Here is a 15,777-nt window from a genome sequence, read left to right as displayed (position 1 = left end):
GTGGCGCAGCAACAGGCGCATTCCGCATCCCTGCCCGCCTCTCATGGATAGGTCCAGCCGACGATGACTCTGATCAGCTCCGCGCACGACTCCCTCGTTGCCGTCGCCTCCGGTGGGGAGCACGGCGGTGAGAACGAGAGCCTCAACCCCTTTGTCACCGGCGGCGGCGCGCTGATCGCCCTCCTCCTGCTGCTGTGGATCACCACCCGCTTCAACAGGGACCGCTGAGCCGCGCCCCCGGCGCGGCCAGGCAGGCTAAGGTCGGCACGCATGGGAGAGCACATAGTGCCCGGCAGCGGCGGCAAACGTCGGCTCGGTGTGATGGGCGGCACCTTCGACCCCATCCACCATGGCCACTTGGTCGCGGCCAGCGAGGTGGCGGCGCGTTTCTGTCTCGACGAGGTGGTCTTCGTGCCGACGGGCCAGCCGTGGCAGAAGAGTCATCAGAAGGTCTCGCCCGCCGAGGACCGCTATCTGATGACGGTGATCGCCACCGCCTCCAACCCGCAGTTCTCGGTGAGCCGTAGTGACATCGACCGGGGCGGGCGTACGTACACGATCGACACCCTGCGGGATCTGCGTGCCGAACACCCGGACGCCGACCTCTTCTTCATCACGGGTGCCGACGCGCTGGCCCAGATCCTGACCTGGCGGGACGCCGAGGAACTCTTCTCGCTCGCCCACTTCATCGGGGTGACCCGGCCTGGCCACACGCTCACCGACCCCGGGTTGCCCGACGGCGGGGTCTCCCTCATCGAGGTCCCGGCGCTGGCGATCTCCTCGACCGACTGCCGCGCGAGGGTGGAACGCGCCGATCCGGTCTGGTATCTGGTCCCTGACGGGGTGGTGCGCTACATCAGTAAGCGGCAGTTGTACCAAAGTGGCACGGAGGGGGCGCGGTCGTGACCGACGGCTACGGATACGACCCGTACGGTCAGCCGCAGCAGCCGCAGCAGCCGCAGCAGCCGCAGCAGCCGCAGCTCCTCGGCTATGACGAGTACGGACAGCCCGTCTACCAGCAGCAGGGCTACCCGTCGTACGACCCGTATCAGCAGCCCTACGATCCGTACGCGACGGACAGCGGGCAGCAGCCGCCGGTGCAGGATCCGTACTCCTACCAGGCATACCCCGAACCAGGGCAGGACGCGGGTGGGTATCCGGGCCAGGCTCCCTACCAGGGCCAGGGCCAGGGCCAGGGGCTCGGCCACTACCCGGACCAGTACGCCGACGCGTACGCCGACCAGACCGGCCGGATCCCGCAGCAGGTCCAGCCGGATCAGCAGGGGCAGCAGGGGCAGCAGGTCTACGGATACGACCCGTACGGCCCGGCCGCCGACACCGGCGGCGGCCAGTCCGCCTACGACCCCTACGGTCCGGCGTCCGACACCGGGCAGGGGCAGTCGGCCTACGACCCCTACGGCGTCGCCACCGACACCGGCGCCCGGGTGCCCCGGCAGGCCCCGCCCCCGTCGGCCGAGCAGCAGCCGCAGCAGTCCCTGCCGGAGCCGGACGGAGGGGAGGGGCTGGAGGGTGAGCCCGCCCCCGCGTACGAGACGGAGCAGTTCTCCTTCGTCGAGGAGCAGACGGACGACTCCGAAGATGTCATCGACTGGCTCAAGTTCAGCGAGAGCCGCACCGAGCGCCGTGAGGAGGCCAAGCGGCGCGGCCGTTTCCGCAAGAGCCTGCTGATCGTGCTGCTGGTGCTCGCGATGGTGGGCGGCGTGGGCTATCTCTGGACGGCCGGGAAGCTGCCCGGGGTCGGCGGCGACTCCGAGCCCGAGGAGAAGGCGGCGGGGGAGAAGCGCGATGTGCTCGTCGTCCATCTGCGCTCCACCGAGAATGACGAGAGCTCGACCGCGCTGCTCGTCGACAACGCGACCGCGAAGCAGGGCACCATGCTGCTGCTGCCGAACTCACTGGCCGTCCTGGGCCTGGACGGCGACACCACCACCCTGGGCAAGTCGGTCGAGAGTGAGGGTGCCACGCCCACCAGGGATGCCCTGAACACGTTGTTCGGCGCGGACATCCAGGGGACCTGGCGGCTGGATACGCCGTATCTGGAAATACTCGTGGACGCCGTGGGCGGCATCGCCGTCGACTCGGACACCACCGTGCCGGGTGCCAAGAAGGGCGACGACCCCCTGGTGCCCGAGGGCAAGGCGCAGGCGCTGGACGGCCAGGCGGCCGTCGCCTACGCGACCCACCGCGCGGACGGTGAGGCGGAGGCCAAGCAGCTTGCCCGTTTCGGGCAGGTGATGCACGCGGTGCTGAAGAAGATGTCGAGCGAAAAGGGCGCGGCGACCAGCACGGTGAAGTCGCTCGGCCAGATCCAGGACCCCTCGCTGTCGGAGGAGTCGCTCGGCGCGACCCTCGCCCAGCTCGCCGAACTGGCCAAGAACGGCGCCCACAAGACGCAGCTGCTTCCCGTGCGCACCAACGGCACGCTGAGTGCGAAGGTCAGCGACGGCATGGTCAAGGACGTGCTCGGCGGCACCGTGAAGAACTCCGATCCGGACGGCGCCCCGCGGGTGCGCGTGCAGGACGCGAGCGGGTCCCAGGAGTCGGACACCGCGGCCCGTGCGGCGCTGGTCAACGGCGGCTACGCGGTCGTCAGCGGCGGGAAGGCCGAGACCGCGCAGACGACTTCGCAGGTGACCTATGCGGAGGCGGGGCAGAAGGCGCGGGCCGAGGAGGTTGCCAAGACGCTGGGGCTGCCGGAGAGCGCGGTGCGCAAGGGGAAGGCCGCGGGCAACGCCGAGGTGACGGTGGTACTCGGCAGCGACTACACGCCGTGACCAGCGGGCGTCCTGTCTGAACCGGTCCTCTTCCCTGTTGCTCCCGGCCGGAGCAACAGGGAAGAGGCGGCGGCGCCCGGCGTGAGATCCTGGTGCTGCCGCGTGACGACCTGGTGCGGTAGCCCACTCGCTACCGTGTACGAGGTCTTGAGCACGGCCGGGCTCCGTACTCCCGTCCGGGCAGCTGAGTCCGGGCGGTACCGACCGGGTGCCCCGCCGAAGCCGACTCCGACTGAAAGCATGGCCTGTGACCGCCACCGACCTTTCCACCGAGCTGATCAAGGCCGCCGCCCAGGCCGCGGCTGACAAGCTCGCGCACGACATCGTCGCCTACGACGTGAGCGAGGTACTCGCCCTCACCGACGCGTTCCTGCTCGCCTCCGCACCCAGTGACCGGCAGGTCAAGTCCATCATCGACGCCATCGAGGAGCACCTGCTCAAGGAGCACGGCGTGAAACCCGCCCGCCGGGAGGGCGAGCGCGAGGGACGCTGGGTGCTGCTGGACTTCGTGGACATCGTCGTGCACGTCCAGCACAGCGAGGAGCGCGTCTACTACGCGCTCGAACGGCTGTGGAAGGACTGCCCCGAGATCGAACTGGGCGAGGACGCCAAAGCCACCCGTGGCAAGGGGGCGGCATACGAGGAGGAGGCTCCGTGAGCCAGGTCCAGGCCCAGGCCCGGGCCCAGGGCCGTTCTCAGGGCCAGGGCCGCAAGGTCGTGCTCTGGCGTCACGGCCAGACGTCCTGGAATTTGGAGCGCCGCTTCCAGGGGTCGACGGACATCCCGCTCACCGACGACGGCGTCGCGCAGGCGCGCCGCTCCGCACGGCTGCTGGCCAGCCTGAGACCGGACGCCATCATCGCCTCCGATCTGCGCCGTACGGTGGCCACCGCCGCCGAGCTGGCCGCGCTGACCGGCCTCACCGTGACGCACGACGAGAACCTGCGCGAGACCTACGCCGGAGCCTGGCAGGGTCTGACCCACGAGGAGATCCTCGCCGCCTTCGGTGAGCAGTACGCCGCCTGGAAGCGCGGCGAGCTGGTGCGGCGCGGCGGCGGTGAACTGGAGACCGAGGTCGCCGACCGGGCCGCGCCCGTGATCGAGCGCAGTGTGGAGAAGCTGCCGGACGAGGGCACGCTCGTCGTCGTGAGTCACGGCGGCACCATCCGGACCTCCATCGGCCGGATGCTGGGCCTCCAGCCCAGCACCTGGGAGGCGCTGGGCGGTCTCTCCAACTGCTGCTGGTCGGTGCTGGGTGAGAGCCTGCGCGGCTGGCGGCTGCTGGAGCACAACGCCGGCACCCTTCCGGAGCCCGTCTTCGGCGACGACGACTGACCGGCAACTGACCCGGCCAGGGCGGTGGCGGGCCGATTTCTCAATCAGCCCCGGCACCGGTTACGATTCTTCTCGTTCACGGCGCCGGAGGGCAGATGCTCCGAAGGGGCCGGAGGGCGCGGGGCTATAGCTCAGTTGGTAGAGCGCTTGCATGGCATGCAAGAGGTCAGGAGTTCGATTCTCCTTAGCTCCACTCGGATTCACAGCAGCACAGCCGGATTCGCGGTCACCGCTTCTGATCCCGCCTCCTCAGGAGGCGGGATTTTTGCAAGGTTCTCCCGGCTCTCCTCGTCACTCGGCGTGTAGACGACGATCCGGGCCTCCGGTATCCCGTTCACCGCCAGGGACACCGAGGACATCCTGATCTCACCCGCCGCCTCGTGCCGGAAGGTCTTCACGCGCGGGCCCGGTGGCACCACATCGCCGCTTGCCCACATCCGGGCGAACTCCGGGCTGGCGTCGGACAGGCGCCTGATGAACGACTCCCAGGCGGGCACGCACAGATGACGCCCGTACGCTCCGCGCAGCGTCGCCACCATCAGCGGCAGTTCGTCGTCCCGGAACACCAGCGGGCAGCCCGGCAGGGGAGTGGTGAAGAGCGTCCACAGCACATTGCGGCCCCGATGACGCCCGTCGGGCATGCGGAACAGCCCGCGATAGGCGCGGTTGGTGGCGAGGATGTCGTACCGCGAGTTGTAGATCACGGCGGGGAGCGGATCCATCGCGTCGAGTACGGCCTGCAACTCCTCGCCTATCTTCACCGGGTGCGGCACGGGATCCGGCGCGAAGGGCACTTCGGCCAGCTGGTAGAGATGCTCCCGCTCGGCCTGGTCGAGCCGCAGGGTGCCCGCCACGGCGTTCAGCACCTGGGCGCTGGCGTTGATCGGACGCCCCTGCTCCAGCCACGTGTACCAGGTGACCCCCACCCCCGCGAGCTGTGCGACCTCTTCGCGCCGCAGGCCGGGCGTACGCCTGCGGAACCCGGGCGGCATCCCCACATCCGCGGGGGTGACGCGGGCGCGGCGGCTGCGCAGGAACGCGGCAAGCTCGGGCCTGCGCCGCTGTGCTGTCATCGACGTCATCCCTCCCATCCTCACGCCGGCGGTCAGGCTGTGCCAGGTGCTGTCAGTACCCGTATCAGGGGGCTCTCGTTACCGGTACCGCCCTGCGCACAGGCTAGTTGGCATGACCCAGACCCTTCCTTCCGATTCGGCTGCCGACCGGGTCGGCAGCCCTGAGGCCGGCAGCCCTGCGGCCAGTAAAGGCCCCGCCACTGACATCCGCCGTGGCTGGGTGCTCTTCACCGTCCTGACCGGCCAGTTCATGGCTCTCCTCGACATCTTCATCGTCAACGTCGCCGCCCCCACCATCCGTACCGACCTCGGCGCCTCCGGTGGCGGGCTCCAGATGATCCTGGCGGGCTACACCATCAGCTATGCGGTGCTGCTGATCACCGGAGCGAGACTGGGCGCCCGGTTCGGCCATGGTCGCCTCTTCCTCCAGGGCCTCGTCGTCTTCACCCTCGCCTCCCTGGCCTGCGGCCTGGCGGGGGACTCCGGCCAGCTGATCGCCTTCCGCTTCGTCCAGGGAGCGGGCGCCTCGCTGATGATGCCGCAGGTGCTCAGCCTGATTCAGCGCACGTTCACCGGGCCGTCCAGGGCGCGCGCCCTCGGTGCCTTCGCCGCCGTGATCGCCACCGGGGCGGCGGCCGGGCAGATCATCGGCGGCGTCCTGGTGAGCGCCGACCTCTTCGGCACCGGGTGGCGTCCCGCCTTCCTGGTCAATGTCCCCATCGGCGCCTTCCTGCTGATCCTCGGAACGCGGGTGCTGCCCCGTGAGGAGAAGGCGGCCCGTACGGAGGACCGCGCCCGCGGCCTGGACGTGACCGGCCTGCTGCTGCTCGCCGCCGCCGTCGGCCTCCTGACCGTCCCCCTGGTACTCGGGGAGGAGCGGGACTGGCCGCTGTGGTGCTGGCTGTCGCTCGCGGCGAGCACCGTGCTGCTGGCCGTCTTCGCCTTCTACGAGCAGCGTCTCGCCAGGCGCGGCGGAGCCCCGCTGATCTCGCCGAAGGTGCTGCGGGCGCCCGGCATACCGCTGGCGGTGCTGCGCATCGGTCTGGTGATGGCGCTGAACGCGGGCGTGCTCTTCGCGCTCTCGCTCCATCTGCAGACGGGGTTGGACTACAGCGCCTGGCGCACCGGCGTGACCTTCCTTCCGACGGCGATCGCCTTCGGCACGGTGGGGATGCTCTGGCAGCGGCTCCCGGAGCGGCTCCTGCGGCTGGCGGTGCCGGGTGGCTTCGTGCTGGCCGCCGTCTCGTACGCGGCGATGGGCGAGCTGCTCCGGGACGGTGGAGACGGCGGGGTGTGGCTGTACGCCGCCTTCCTCGGCGTCGGTGCCGGTCTCGGCTTCGGCTACGGGCCGACGCTCACCCGCGCCCTCGGCTCCGTACGCCCGCAGGAGGCGGCCGACGCCAGCGGGCTGCTGACCACGGTGACGCAACTGGGCATGCTCCTGGGGGTCGCCACTTTGGGCACCCTCTATCTCAACCGTCTGGAGGCCACCGGGTCCTCCTCCGAGGCCATCGGGACGACCAGTCTCGCGCTCGCTCTGACGGCGGTCCTCGGCGCAGTCGGGGGACTCGTACGCAGGCGTGTGTGACCGGGGCTCCTGCCGACGGGAAGAACGTGGCAGAATCGTGACGACCGGGAAAAGGGGGGCGGGGCTGAGGGAGGCGCAGCAGCGATGCCGGCGACGTTCCTGCAGTGCCCCGCTTGTGGATCATCGAACATCGCCCAGGTGCTCGGCGACAATGGAGGAGTTTCCTACGTGTGCACGGCCTGTGGCCACACCTGGAGCTGACTGATGGGCGCACACAGCCGGAAGTGCGACTGGTGCGGCAGTGGCACGCCGGTCGTCCGGGACATGGAGCCCGTCAACACCGCGTTCCAGTACTGGTGCGAGGAATGCGCACGGGCGCTCATCATAAAAGGCGACCCGATCGAGACATATCGTGAGCTGGACGGTGAGCCGATCTACGGCCGCCTGCTCGACGAGCACTGCACGCTGAAACGCTTCTACTCCTTCGCCACGGCCTGATCGGCCTCCCTTGCGGGCACCGTTCGCTTGGCGCGTGCCCCTGGCTCCCGCCCGGCGAGCAGCGCCCGCAGGGAGACCGTCGCGGTGACCGTCAGGAAGAGGGTCGCCGCCAAGGGGTAGACGGCGGAGAGCAGCATCTGGTCGAGGCTCTGCCGCAGCTCGACGCGGGGGGAGTGCGGCAAGCTGTTGGGTACCCACCACAGGGCGTATGAGCAGAACAGCAGTGCCCCTACCCCTGCCCCGCACCACCAGGCGGGGGAGCCTCGGCGCAGCGCCTCGGTGGCCACCAGGAGCACCATCGGGACGCACCAGACCCAGTGGTGTGACCAGGAGAACGGGCTGATCAGCAGGGCGGTGGCGGCGCAGGCGAGCGCGGCCCAGGCAGGTGCGTGCGGGAGGCCGCGCGGGCCCGCGAGGGCCGCGGCCACGGCGGTGGCGAGCCCGACGGTCGCGGCGAGGGCGGTGAGCACGAGGGCCGCGCTGTCGGGTTGCCCGGTGTGCAGCAGCCGGGCGAGGACCCCGGTCAGCGACTGGTTGGCGGTGCTTTCCGGGCTGCCGATCCGCTGGGTGGTGAAGAGGGTGTCGGTCCAGAACTGGTGGGAGTCCCGTGGCAGCAGCGCAGCGGAGATGACGGCGGTGGTCAGGAAGGCGGCGGTGGCGACGACGGCCTGCCGTAGCCGCGGGTTCCACAGGGCGTCGGCGTTCTTGGTGCGGCGCAGCCGCCGCCACCCCTGTACGACGCCGCACAGGGCGAGGAAGACCGCGAAGAGTGCGGGCGTGAGTTTGATGCCTGCCGCGATGCCGATGCCGACGCCGACCCATCGGTGCCGGGGCGACCGGGAGAGATCCCACAGGACCAGTACGGCGAGCAGCAGGTTGACCTGGCCGTAGCGCAGCGTCGTCCATACGGGTTCGCACCAGACGGCCAGGGAGGCCAGCGCCATGGTGGCGGCGGGGCGAGGGATGCTCAGCGGCCGGCCGGCCAGTCGCAGCGACAGGTGGATGAGCGCGGTCAGCAGAGTCAGATTGATCACTGTTGCCGCGGTGCGCATCTCGGCTACGTCGAGCAGGGTGAGCGGTGTGAACAGCAGCGCGGCGAACGGCGGGTAGGTCGCGGGAAGGTCCGCGTGAGTGGCGCGCAGGGAGTAGAGGTCCTCGCCGCTGCGTACCGTCCAGCCCTGGGCGCGGTACACCATGAGGTCGATCATGGAGACGTCCGTGGCGCGCTGGGCGATCCAGAAGCCGGTGAAGGACAGCAGGCACAGGAGTGCCGCCGTCGCCGTGGGCCGCCGCATCAGATACGACCCCGCCCGCACTGAGGCGCTCTGAGCGGCTGTCGACAGGTGCGTAGTACTCACGGGCGTCTCCCGGTGGGGGCGGGCGGCGGCGGACGCGCCGACCGTACAGGTGCCCCTGTCGGCCAGAAGTATTTGGCGGAGCGCGTCGGCGGACGTGTAGAGTGGGCATCGCCGCAGCGGGGACGCCGCAGGGCGACTGCCGATTCACTGACAGTGCCCCTGCCCACGTCTTGCGCGCGGACCAAGTCTTGGGGCTATAGCTCAGTTGGTAGAGCGCTTGCATGGCATGCAAGAGGTCAGGAGTTCGATTCTCCTTAGCTCCACAGTGTGAACTCCGCAGCGATTCCTGCTGTGGTTTTCATGGCCATTCGAGTGGGCCGCCCCCTGTGGGCGGCCCGTTTCTCTTTCATCGAGGGTGTCCCGCTACCTACGGGCGGTGCCCGCCCTTGCGGTACCCTGAGCGCATGCGTGCCGTACGCCTTCTGCTTAGCGAGCCGCGCTGATCAGTTCTGACCCCCGCTGGCGGGGTCGGATCGGCGCGGCGTCCCCTCCTGTGCGAGGGGATTTTTCATTTCCTGAGCAGAGACGACCGATGGAGCCCTGAGGACGATGAGCGAGACGACGACCGCCGCCGAGACCGCGGCACCCCATCGCTATACGGCGGCGCTGGCCGCCGACATCGAGACGCGCTGGCAGGACTTCTGGGAGAAGCAGGGCACGTACGAGGCGCCCAACCCGGGTGACGGCGATCTGGGCGGCGGCCCGGAGGCGGTGGCCAAGCCCAAGAAGTTCATCATGGACATGTTTCCCTACCCCTCGGGTTCGGGCCTCCACGTGGGGCACCCGCTGGGCTATATCGCCACCGATGTCGTCGCCCGCTTCCACCGGATGACCGGCCACAACGTCCTGCACACCCTGGGCTTCGACGCCTTCGGTCTGCCCGCCGAGCAGTACGCCGTGCAGACCGGCACCCACCCCAGGGTGTCGACCGAGGCCAACATGGTCGCCATGAAGGCCCAGCTGCGCCGGCTGGGACTGGGCCACGACCAGCGGCGTTCGTTCGCGACGATCGACCCGGACTACTACAGGTGGACCCAGTGGATCTTCCTGCAGATCTTCAACTCCTGGTACGACGCGGAGGCGCAGCGCGCCCGTCCGATCGCCGAGCTGGTCGAGGAGTTCGAGTCCGGTCGGCGCCACACACCCCAGGACCGCGCGCCGTGGCGCGAGCTGGACGCGGCCGAGCGCGCTGACCTGCTGGGCGAGTACCGGCTGGCCTACGCCTCGGAGGCGCCGGTGAACTGGTGCCCGGGCCTGGGCACGGTGCTGGCCAACGAGGAGGTCACCGCGGAGGGGCGCTCCGAGCGTGGCAACTTCCCGGTCTTCAAGGCCAAGCTGCGCCAGTGGAACATGCGGATCACCGCGTACGCCGAACGGCTGCTGGACGATCTGGACGGACTGGACTGGCCCGAAGCGATCAAGCTGCAGCAGCGGAACTGGATCGGCCGCAGCGAGGGCGCGCGGATCGACTTCCCGGTACACACCGCCGCTCCTGGAGCGGGTGCCGGCACCGGCGCCGGGGAGCGCGGTCCCGCCGACGAGTCGATCACCGTCTTCACCACCCGGCAGGACACGCTGTTCGGGGCGACCTACATGGTGCTGGCACCCGAGCACGAGCTGGTCGACCGCATCGTGCCGTCCGCCTGGCCCGAGGCCACCCACGAGGTCTGGACGGGCGGACACGGCACTCCGGCGGAGGCGGTGGCCGCGTACCGTGCGCAGGCCGCCGCCAAGTCGGACGTCGAACGGCAGGCCGAGGCCAAGGACAAGTCCGGGGTCTTCACGGGTGCGTACGCCACCAACCCGGTCAGCGGCGAGCCGGTGCCGGTCTTCGTCGCCGACTACGTGCTGATGGGCTACGGCACCGGCGCCATCATGGCCGTACCGGCGCACGACCACCGTGACTTCGACTTCGCACGGGCCTTCGAGCTGCCGATGCGCTGCGTCGTCGAGCCCTCCGACGGCCGCGGCACCGATCCTGCGGCCTGGGACGACGCGTTCGTCTCGTACGACGCGAGCATCGTGAACTCCGCCGGACCGCGGATCGCCCTGGACGGACTGGACGTCGAGCGGGCCAAGGAGAAGATCACCGCCTGGCTGGAGGCGCAGGGAGTCGGTGCCGGCACCGTCAACTACCGGCTGCGCGACTGGCTGTTCAGCCGCCAGCGCTACTGGGGCGAGCCCTTCCCGATCGTGTACGACGAGGAGGGCATCGCGCACGCGCTGCCGGAGGACATGCTGCCGCTGGAGCTGCCCGAGGTCGACGACTACTCGCCGCGCACCTTCGCCGCGGACGACGGGGACACCTCGCCCGAGACCCCGCTCTCCCGTAACGAGGAGTGGGTGAACGTCACCCTGGACCTGGGCCTGGGCGACGGGCCGAGAAAGTACCGCCGTGAGACCAACACGATGCCCAACTGGGCCGGCTCCTGCTGGTACGAACTGCGCTATCTGGACCCGCGCAACGACCGCGTGCTGGTCGACCCGACCGTCGAGCGGTACTGGATGGGCCCGCGCGAGGGCATGCCCAGCGGCGGTGTCGACCTGTACGTGGGCGGCTCCGAGCACGCCGTGCTGCATCTGCTGTACGCCCGCTTCTGGTCCAAGGTGCTCTTCGACCTGGGGCATGTCTCCTCGGTGGAGCCGTTCCACAAGCTGTTCAACCAGGGCATGATCCAGGCGTATGTCTACCGGGACAGCCGGGGCATCGCGGTCTCCGCGGCCGAGGTGGAGGAGCGCGACGGCGCGTACTACCACCAGGGCGAGAAGGTCTCCCGGCTGCTGGGCAAGATGGGCAAGTCCCTGAAGAACGCCGTCACACCGGACGAGATCTTCGCGGAGTACGGCGCGGACACCCTGCGGCTGTACGAGATGGCGATGGGCCCGCTGGACGTCTCGCGGCCCTGGGACCCGCGGGCCGTCGTGGGCCAGTACCGCCTGCTCCAGCGGCTGTGGCGGAACGTCGTGGACGAGGCGGACGGCGAACTGAGGATCACCGACGGGGAGCCGGACGAGGCGACGCTGCGCGCCCTGCACAAGACGATCGACGGCGTACGGCAGGACCTGGCGGGCCTGCGCTTCAACACGGCCATCGCCAAGGTGACCGAGCTGAACAACCACGTCACCAAGCAGCACCAGGTGCCGCGCTCGGTCGCCGAGGGGCTGGTGCTGCTGATCGCTCCGCTGGCGCCGCACGTCGCGGAGGAGCTGTGGCACAAGCTGGGCCATGAGACGTCCGTCGTGTACGAGGACTTCCCGGTCGCCGATCCGGCGTACGTCGTCGACGAGACCGTCACCTGCGTGGTCCAGGTGAAGGGGAAGGTCAGGGCGCGACTGGAGGTCGCCCCGTCCATCACGGAGGCCGAACTGGAGGCCACCGCGCTGTCGGCCCCGTCCGTTGTCGCCGCCCTGGGCGGGGCGGAGATCCGGAAGGTCATCGTGCGGGCGCCGAAGCTGGTGAACATCGTCCCGGCCTGACCCCTACGGGGCGGTGCGAGGGGACGGTCCGGGTCGTACGGAACCCCGGACCGGCCCCGCCCGTTTACGCTGGAGCCAGTAACCGGGGCCGGAAGAGCAGCAACCAAGGCCGCCATTGTCGGACGAAGGAGTACGGGGTGGAATTCGTCATCGGCGTACTGGCTCTGCTCGTGGTGGTCTGCGTGACCCTCGGCGTGGTGGCCGCGGTCAAGACTGTGCGGGCGGTGAAGCGCGGCGTGGAGCGTACCGGCGCGCAGGTGCGGCGCACGGTCGAGGAGACGACCCTCAAGGCCAGGACCGCGCAGCCCGGTGCGGTCGGCGAGGTCGCCAGGGTCCGGATGGAGCTGCGCTCCTCCATAGACAGCACCCGCCGCGCACTGGAGGCCGGTGCCGACGGCGACCCCTCGCTCCGCGAAGCACTCGGCCTGCTCGACCGGCTGCACGACCACGCACGACAGCTCGACGGCGAGCTGCGGCTCCTGATGGAGCGGGAGCCCGACCGCGTCCGGATCGCCGAGCGGCTTCCCGAGGTGCGGAAGCGTGTCAGCACCATCCGGGAGTCGGCCGATTCCCTGCGCTTCGCGGCGCAGGACCGCGCTCATCAGTTCGACGCGGAGGGCCTCACGTCGCTGCGGGAGCAGATCGAGATCGAATCGGGGGCGCTGCGGGGCTGGCAGGAGCCGTCGGGAGGCGTTCCCCTCGGCGCAGCCCCGGAGCGGGGGCGAGCTGCCCCGATAGAGCCGCCGGGGGAGCGCGACCAGGTGAGCCTGGCGAAGCCGGAGGCGTCCGAGGCGCCCGGAGAGCTCGCAGCCCCCGTGAAACCTGAAGCCCCGGAGTCCTGACCGGCTGAGTCCTGACCAGCTGAGTCGTCCGGACAGCAGACGTCCGGGCCTGTGCCACAGGCCGGGGACGGCGGGAGATAACCTCCAGTTCATGTCCCGCCATGTCGCGACCCTCACGGATTCCACGGCCTATCTGCCTCAGGCGGCACTGGAGGCCCACCGGATCGGCACCGTGCCGCTGACGGTGGTGCTCGGTGACGAGGCGCTGGAAGAGGGCACGGAGATCTCCGCCCGCTCGCTGGCCGAAGCGCTGCGGAAGCGGCGGTCCGTGACCACCTCGCGCCCGAGCCCCGAGACCTTCGCGGCGGCCTACCGCGCGGCGGCGGAGGCGGGAGCCGAAGCCATCGTCTCCCTGCACCTGTCGGCGGAGATCTCCGGGACGTACGACGCGGCGCTGCTCGCCGCCCGTGACGCGCCGGTGCCGGTCCATGTCGTGGACACCGGGATGGTCGCGATGGCACTCGGCTTCTGCGCCCTCGCCGCGGCGGACGTCGCCGGCGCGGGCGGCACGGCGGAGGAGGCGGTCGCCGCCGCCGTGAAGCGGGCCGAGGGGACGTCCGCGTACTTCTGCGTCGACAACCTCGACTACCTGCGCCGGGGTGGGCGCATCGGCGCGGCCCAGGCCCTGTTCGGCTCCGCGCTGGCCGTCAAACCGCTGCTGGAACTGGCCGGAGGGCGGATCGCCCCACTGGAGAAGGTGCGTACATCCTCCCGGGCCATCGCCCGTCTGGAGGAGATCGTCGTGGAGCGGGCGGGGGAGGCTCCGGTGGACATCGCGGTGCATCATCTCGCCGCGCCGGAGCGGGCGGACCAGCTCGCGGAGCGGCTGCGCGGCCGGGTGAGCGGTCTCGCCGCTCTCCATGTCAGCGAGGTGGGTGCGGTCATCGGCGCCCATACCGGCCCGGGGCTGCTGGGAGCGGTCGTCTCACTCCACTGAACGAGTGAGGGAGTTATGCACAACCGGTGAGTTGTCCCCAGAAAACGAGCAAGATCATCTGACTCGGCGAGTCCTGTCTACCGTCAGTCGGCATGACCACGCGAACACGACCTGACACCCTCCGCCCCGGTCACCGCGCTCCCGGGCATCGTGCCCCCGGGCGCGGTGGGCGCCGCCTTCACCGCCGCGCGCGTGCCGCTCCCACCGCGCCAGTTCCCGTGCCCGGCCCTGGCTCCCAGCGCGCGGCGGCGCTGTTCCCGCCGGAGCGGTCCCCGGCCGGCTGCGGCGGCAGGGGTGATTGCGGGGGCTGCGGCGAGTGCCCTCCCGCCGCCCCGGTCCAGTGCGTGGATGACTCCCCTCCACCGGCATACGGCGGTCCGGTGGACGCCTCCTGGCTCGTCGTGGTGCCTCCCGGCACGAGGGTGGGGCCACCGGCGCGGGAGCCGGGTGCGGCGGTGACCGGTCCGCGCCCGTCCCTGAGCGGTCCGGGAAGGGGCCGACGCGTGGTGCCGCGCCGTCGCCCGGGGCCGGGACCGGCCCGTCCAGGCGCGGCACCGGAGTCGGCGCTCCCTGAGGTGTCGGAGGCGCGCGTCCTTCCGCGCGCCGCGGCGGTCTCGGCGGCCCGTGCGGCGGTGCGGGAAAGCCGCCGGGAGCGGTCGGGGGCCCAGCCCGGAGCGTCAGGTCAGTCCGGGGCGCCCAGCTGTGCGCGCCCGGCTGATCCCACTGACCCCGGCACGTTCTCCGGGCAGTTCAGCGGCCCGGATCGGCGCCTGATGTCCGTATCGCCGCGTCCGCCGCGCGGCTCGGGGCCACGCGGCCCCGGCACAGGTGCCCCCGCCGCTGTCCGGCCGAGCCGCGACGGTCACGACGACGGCCCGGCCGACGGCGACGCCGCTGCGGACACCGCCGTGACCACCGCAGTGACCACCGCCGCGGACGCCGATCCCGCGGGCCGCAGGCCCCGGCGCGGGCGGTGGAGTCTCGCAGTCCGGGAGCGGCTTCCGCTCTGGCTGCAGCTCAGGTGCGGGGTGGAGCCGAGGACTCTCGCGGCGCTCGCGGTCGTGCTGCTGCTCGCGGTCGGCTTCGCCGTCCACCACTTCTGGAGCGGTCGCCCCCAGACCGTCCGTGCGCCACAGGCAGCCGCACCTGGCCATCCACCGGGCACGTCGGCCGGGCCGACTGGTGCGTCCGCCGCCCCCGGCGGCATGGCGAGCCCGGGCGGCCCAGCCGCGCGGCCGGGCGGGCGGGTCATCGTGGATGTCGCGGGCAAGGTCCGCCGCCCGGGAATTCGTACGCTGCCACCGGGTTCACGGGTTGCGGACGCGCTCAAGGCCTCCGGCGGGCTGCGGCCCGGCACGGACGCCGAGGGTCTCAACCGGGCGCGGCTCCTGGTCGACGGTGAGCAGATCGTGGCGGGCGCGAGCCCGGCACCCGCCCCCGGGGGCGGGCCGCCAGGGGCGGAGCCCGGAGCCACCGGGGCACCCCCCACGGGCACCAGGATCAGTCTCGGCTCCGCCACCGCCGAGCAACTGGAGACCCTGCCCGGCATCGGGCCCGTACTTGCGCAGCACATCATCGACTACCGCGACGAGCGCGGCGGGTTCCGCTCCGTCGACGAGCTTCGTGAGGTCAACGGCATCGGCGAGGCACGGTTCGCCGATCTCGAACCACAGGTCGGCCTGTGAGCGGCGGGCCGGTGACCGGGCCCGGCGCCAGGCGCCGTTCGGCTGTCCATCTCGCCGCAGGCAGCGGACTGGGCGCCGCCGAGCCACGGCAGGAGGGGCCCGCCGACCTGCGGCTGGTTCCGCCCGCTCTCGCGGCCTGGGCGGCGGCGGCCATGGCGCTCGGCGCTCCGGGCCGGGAGGCCGCGGCAGGCGTCGCGGGATGCGGCGCGCTCACAGCGCTGCTCCTCCTGCTCTCCGTCCGTCGGAGGC

General features: G+C 71.1%; 13 protein-coding genes and 2 tRNA genes. 13 read left to right on the top strand and 2 right to left on the bottom strand.

Translation table 11 applies throughout. The annotated features are described in order from the left end of the window. The first annotated feature begins 63 nt into the window (after positions 1-63). The 6 genes from LHJ74_RS10940 to LHJ74_RS10915 all read left to right on the top strand — a co-directional run bounded on the left by LHJ74_RS10940 (position 64) and on the right by LHJ74_RS10915 (position 4,323). Positions 64-228, top strand: a complete 165-nt coding sequence (locus LHJ74_RS10940) for a hypothetical protein (RefSeq protein WP_260217711.1) — start codon at positions 64-66, stop codon at positions 226-228. 42 nt (positions 229-270) lie between these two features. Then, the gene (gene nadD, locus LHJ74_RS10935; RefSeq protein ID WP_260217710.1) at positions 271-906 is read left to right on the top strand and encodes a nicotinate-nucleotide adenylyltransferase; all 636 of its coding nucleotides are present in this window, start codon (positions 271-273) and stop codon (positions 904-906) included. Next, complete coding sequence (locus LHJ74_RS10930) at positions 903-2,795, top strand: LCP family protein (protein ID WP_260217709.1); 1,893 nt, start codon at positions 903-905, stop codon at positions 2,793-2,795. Before nadD ends, LHJ74_RS10930 begins: the two co-directional genes overlap by 4 nt. 247 nt (positions 2,796-3,042) lie before the next feature. Next, positions 3,043-3,453 (top strand): ribosome silencing factor, encoded by a 411-nt coding sequence (rsfS, locus tag LHJ74_RS10925; RefSeq protein WP_260217708.1) that lies wholly within the window; start codon positions 3,043-3,045, stop codon positions 3,451-3,453. After that, entirely contained in the window at positions 3,450-4,130 is a 681-nt protein-coding gene (locus tag LHJ74_RS10920; RefSeq protein WP_260217707.1) for a histidine phosphatase family protein, read from the top strand. Before rsfS ends, LHJ74_RS10920 begins: the two co-directional genes overlap by 4 nt. A 120-nt stretch (positions 4,131-4,250) precedes the next feature. Further along, positions 4,251-4,323 (top strand) — tRNA-Ala (locus LHJ74_RS10915). Between the two features lie 7 nt (positions 4,324-4,330). Here LHJ74_RS10915 and LHJ74_RS10910 read toward each other — a convergent pair. Continuing rightward, on the bottom strand, positions 4,331-5,212 hold the full coding sequence (locus LHJ74_RS10910; protein ID WP_260217706.1) for a helix-turn-helix transcriptional regulator: 882 nt from the start codon (positions 5,210-5,212) through the stop codon (positions 4,331-4,333). A 103-nt stretch (positions 5,213-5,315) separates the two neighbouring features. Between LHJ74_RS10910 and LHJ74_RS10905 the strand changes: the two genes are divergently transcribed. Both LHJ74_RS10905 and LHJ74_RS10900 read left to right on the top strand, forming a co-directional pair. Next, positions 5,316-6,791 (top strand): MFS transporter, encoded by a 1,476-nt coding sequence (locus tag LHJ74_RS10905; RefSeq protein WP_260217705.1) that lies wholly within the window; start codon positions 5,316-5,318, stop codon positions 6,789-6,791. 204 nt (positions 6,792-6,995) lie between these two features. After that, positions 6,996-7,229 (top strand): hypothetical protein, encoded by a 234-nt coding sequence (locus tag LHJ74_RS10900; RefSeq protein ID WP_027747086.1) that lies wholly within the window; start codon positions 6,996-6,998, stop codon positions 7,227-7,229. Here the strand turns inward: LHJ74_RS10900 and LHJ74_RS10895 are convergent. Continuing rightward, complete coding sequence (locus tag LHJ74_RS10895; RefSeq protein ID WP_260217876.1) at positions 7,208-8,524, bottom strand: glycosyltransferase 87 family protein; 1,317 nt, start codon at positions 8,522-8,524, stop codon at positions 7,208-7,210. The two genes, LHJ74_RS10900 and LHJ74_RS10895, sit on opposite strands and share 22 nt — an antisense overlap. Positions 8,525-8,777: 253 nt before the next feature. Here LHJ74_RS10895 and LHJ74_RS10890 point away from each other — a divergent pair. The 5 genes from LHJ74_RS10890 (at position 8,778) to LHJ74_RS10870 (ending at position 15,528) form a co-directional block, all read left to right on the top strand. Next, positions 8,778-8,850 (top strand) — tRNA-Ala (locus LHJ74_RS10890). Between the two features lie 286 nt (positions 8,851-9,136). Further along, positions 9,137-12,064 carry a leucine--tRNA ligase gene (gene leuS / locus LHJ74_RS10885; RefSeq protein WP_260217704.1) on the top strand — a complete coding sequence of 976 codons (2,928 nt, stop codon included), beginning with the start codon at positions 9,137-9,139 and terminating at the stop codon, positions 12,062-12,064. A 137-nt stretch (positions 12,065-12,201) separates the two neighbouring features. Continuing rightward, the gene (locus LHJ74_RS10880; RefSeq protein WP_260217703.1) at positions 12,202-12,906 is read left to right on the top strand and encodes a hypothetical protein; all 705 of its coding nucleotides are present in this window, start codon (positions 12,202-12,204) and stop codon (positions 12,904-12,906) included. A 91-nt stretch (positions 12,907-12,997) separates the two neighbouring features. After that, complete coding sequence (locus LHJ74_RS10875) at positions 12,998-13,843, top strand: DegV family protein (protein ID WP_260217702.1); 846 nt, start codon at positions 12,998-13,000, stop codon at positions 13,841-13,843. A 908-nt stretch (positions 13,844-14,751) separates the two neighbouring features. Further along, complete coding sequence (locus tag LHJ74_RS10870) at positions 14,752-15,528, top strand: ComEA family DNA-binding protein (protein ID WP_375546717.1); 777 nt, start codon at positions 14,752-14,754, stop codon at positions 15,526-15,528. Positions 15,529-15,777: the final 249 nt, after the last annotated feature.

The organism is Streptomyces gossypii, from assembly GCF_025165795.1.
Lineage (GTDB): Bacteria > Actinomycetota > Actinomycetes > Streptomycetales > Streptomycetaceae > Streptomyces > Streptomyces gossypii.
Note: the sequence above shows the minus strand (reverse complement) of the source record. Positions and strands in the feature narration are given on the sequence as shown.

What these genes read in the sequence shown, in the direction of transcription:
- LHJ74_RS10940 (WP_260217711.1), top strand. Translation starts at nt 64, where the DNA reads ATGACTCTGATCAGCTCCGCGCACGACTCCCTCGTTGCCGTCGCCTCC.
- nadD (WP_260217710.1), top strand. Translation starts at nt 271, where the DNA reads ATGGGAGAGCACATAGTGCCCGGCAGCGGCGGCAAACGTCGGCTCGGT.
- LHJ74_RS10910 (WP_260217706.1), bottom strand. Translation starts at nt 5,212, where the DNA reads ATGACGTCGATGACAGCACAGCGGCGCAGGCCCGAGCTTGCCGCGTTC.
- LHJ74_RS10905 (WP_260217705.1), top strand. Translation starts at nt 5,316, where the DNA reads ATGACCCAGACCCTTCCTTCCGATTCGGCTGCCGACCGGGTCGGCAGC.
- LHJ74_RS10900 (WP_027747086.1), top strand. Translation starts at nt 6,996, where the DNA reads ATGGGCGCACACAGCCGGAAGTGCGACTGGTGCGGCAGTGGCACGCCG.
- LHJ74_RS10895 (WP_260217876.1), bottom strand. Translation starts at nt 8,524, where the DNA reads ATGCGGCGGCCCACGGCGACGGCGGCACTCCTGTGCCTGCTGTCCTTC.
- leuS (WP_260217704.1), top strand. Translation starts at nt 9,137, where the DNA reads ATGAGCGAGACGACGACCGCCGCCGAGACCGCGGCACCCCATCGCTAT.
- LHJ74_RS10875 (WP_260217702.1), top strand. Translation starts at nt 12,998, where the DNA reads ATGTCCCGCCATGTCGCGACCCTCACGGATTCCACGGCCTATCTGCCT.